The sequence below is a fragment of the Nonomuraea sp. K271 genome (assembly GCF_009908215.1).
Lineage (GTDB): Bacteria > Actinomycetota > Actinomycetes > Streptosporangiales > Streptosporangiaceae > Nonomuraea > Nonomuraea longispora.
On the sequence record NZ_JAAAHR010000388.1, the window covers coordinates 1 to 971 of the forward strand.

A 971-nucleotide genomic window follows, 5' to 3' on the forward strand; every position below is an offset into this window, starting at 1 on the left:
ACCCCGCCCTCGACGCCGCCCCCGTGCCGCCGACGGCTGAACTGCCCGCTGCCGGGCCCGTGGATGGTTCGCTGCCGCCCCGCCCTGAGGAGAGGCCGTGAAGCTGCTGCGCCGTAAGGAGGGCCCGTCTCTCGACTCCAGGCTCGCCGCCCTTCTTGAGGCAGCCTCGCTGGCCGAGGGACGGATGCCCGAGCAGGCGGTGTCCGGCGCGCGTACGGTCGCCGAGCGTGCGGGAGCACGCCGCGACCTGTCGATCGACCACACCGTGGCCGCGCTGGCGGGGGCGACCGGCAGCGGCAAGTCGTCGCTCCACAACGCGCTGGCCGGTGCCGAGCTGGCGGCCGTGGGCGTCACCAGGCCGACGACCTCGACCGCGCAGGCGGCCCTGTGGGACGGCGAGGGCGCCGGACCGCTGCTCGACTGGCTCGACGTCCCGCAGCGGCACTCCGCCACCGCCTCCGGCGACCTGTCCGGGCTCGTCCTCCTGGACCTGCCCGACCACGACTCCATCCGGCTCTCCCACCGCCTGGAGGTGGACCGTCTGGTGGAGCTGGTCGACCTCCTGGTGTGGGTGGTCGACCCGCAGAAGTACGCCGACGCGGCGCTCCACGAGCGTTACCTGCGCCCGCTGGCGGAGCACCGGGACGTGATGGTGGTGGTGCTCAACCAGGTGGACCGGCTGCCCGCGCAGGCCGTCGACCGCTGCCTACGCGACCTGCGCCGGCTGCTGGACGACGACGGGCTGAAAGGTGTCCCGGTGCTCGCCGTCTCCGCGAGGACCGGGACAGGGCTGCCGGCCCTCCGCTCGCTGCTTGAGGACCGGGTCTGCGAGCGCACGTCGTGGTCCGCCCGCCTGGCCGCCGACATCACCACCGCCGCCGCCCACCTCAGCACCGCCGGCCCGGGTTCGGAGGGGTTGCCGAGTGGTGCGGCGGCCGAGCCGGCCGGACGGGGCGCGGAGGGGGCGGGGC

General features: G+C 75.5%; 1 protein-coding gene. It reads left to right on the forward strand.

The genetic code is table 11. The features are described 5' to 3' along the window. Positions 1 to 97: 97 nt before the first annotated feature. Positions 98 to 971: YfjP family GTPase (locus tag GUY59_RS50435; protein ID WP_171055671.1), on the forward strand; the 874-nt coding region annotated here is incomplete at its 3' end.